This window comes from Stenotrophomonas sp. 3diitr2024, assembly GCF_042136455.1.
GTDB lineage: Bacteria > Pseudomonadota > Gammaproteobacteria > Xanthomonadales > Xanthomonadaceae > Stenotrophomonas > Stenotrophomonas sepilia.
The window spans coordinates 1-1,657 of sequence record NZ_JBHHMJ010000342.1; the positions used below are offsets into that span (position 1 = coordinate 1).

2 protein-coding genes are annotated in these 1,657 nt (G+C 67.8%); both read left to right on the forward strand.

Going from position 1 to position 1,657, the window contains the following annotated elements:
- Positions 1–131 precede the first annotated feature (131 nt).
- The gene (locus ABGA94_RS08670; protein ID WP_375367024.1) at positions 132–1,244 is read left to right on the forward strand and encodes a homoserine O-acetyltransferase; all 1,113 of its coding nucleotides are present in this window, start codon (positions 132–134) and stop codon (positions 1,242–1,244) included.
- Positions 1,245–1,589: a DUF1294 domain-containing protein gene (locus ABGA94_RS08675; protein WP_005417664.1), complete on the forward strand. Its 345-nt coding sequence runs from the start codon at positions 1,245–1,247 to the stop codon at positions 1,587–1,589.
- Positions 1,590–1,657 lie beyond the last annotated feature (68 nt).

Below are 1,657 nucleotides of genomic sequence, written 5' to 3' on the forward strand. Positions count from 1 at the left end.
GGCCGCTGGCCGGCAACCACGCAGGCGCATCAGGATTCATGAGGTTGCCGGCCAGCGGCCGGCACTACCTGCATCGCCGATGGAAGCCAACGTGTCGCCAGCTCCACATGCGGCCCCGCTAGAATGCGTGCATGACCGAATTCATCCCGCCCGGCACCCGCTTCCACGCCCTGCCCTCGCCGTTCCCGTTCAAGCGCGGTGGCGCCCTGCACGGCGCGCGCGTGGCCTACGAGACCTGGGGAACGCTGGCGACTGACGCCAGCAATGCGATCCTGATCGTGACCGGCCTGTCGCCGGATGCGCATGCGGCGGCCAACGAGGCCAACCCAGCACCGGGCTGGTGGGAAGCGATGGTTGGCCCCGGCAAGCCGATCGATACCAACCGCTGGTTCGTGGTGTGCGTGAATTCGCTGGGCAGCTGCAAGGGCTCGACCGGCCCCGCTTCGCTCAACCCGGCCACGGGCGAACCGTATCGCCTGGGCTTCCCCGAGCTGTCGGTCGAAGACGGCGCCCGCGCCGCCGTCGACGTCGTGCGTGCACTGGGCATCGAGCGACTGGCCTGCGTGGTCGGCAACTCGATGGGCGGCATGACGGCCCTTGCCATCCTGATGCTGCATCCGGGCATCGCGCGCAGCCACGTCAACATTTCCGGCAGCGCGCAGGCGTTGCCGTTCTCGATCGCGATCCGCTCGCTTCAGCGCGAGGCGATCCGCCTTGACCCGCGCTGGAATGGCGGCCACTACGACGATGCCGAGTACCCCGAGTCCGGCATGCGCATGGCGCGCAAGCTGGGCGTGATCACCTACCGCTCCGCACTGGAGTGGGATGGCCGCTTCGGCCGCGTACGGCTGGATTCGGACCAGACCGACGACGATCCGTTCGGCCTGGAATTCCAGGTGGAAAGCTATCTGGAAGGCCACGCACGGCGCTTCGTGCGTTTCTTCGATCCGAACTGCTACCTGTACCTGAGCCGCTCGATGGACTGGTTCGACCTGGCCGAGTATGCCGACGGCGACGTGCTGGCTGGGCTCGCGAAGATCCGGGTGGAGAAGGCGCTGGCGATCGGCGCCAACACCGACATCCTGTTCCCCGTGCAGCAGCAGCAACAGATTGCCGATGGCCTGCGCGCCGGCGGTGCCGATGCGCACTTCATCGGCCTGGAATCGCAGCAGGGCCACGACGCCTTCCTCGTCGATTTCGAGCGTTTCGGCCCGGCCGTGCGCGGCTTCCTCGACGCGCTGTAAGTGGCGTGGCGGCGTAATCTCGCGCTGGCTGCCTTCGGCGCGTTGGCTGCATTGATGATCAGCAGCGTGCTGCCGCTGTGGCTGGGCGGCTGGTGCGTGCTGGCCAGCGCAGTGTCGTTCGGCCTCTATGGCCATGACAAGCGCGCGGCGCAGCGAAAGCAGTGGCGGATTCCCGAGCGCACCCTGCAGCTGCTGGCCTTTGCCGGTGGTTGGCCCGGCGCGCTGCTGGGCCAGGCGCTGTTCCGCCACAAGCACCGCAAGGCCGCGTTCCAATGGGTGTTCTGGCTGTGCGTGCTGGCCAACGTGGCCTCGATCGCGGTACTGCTGCGCGAATTTTCGCGATAACCCTCGCCATCGGTAGTGCCGGCCGCTGGCCGGCAACCTCAGACGCTTCAATTGCCGGCCAGCGGCCG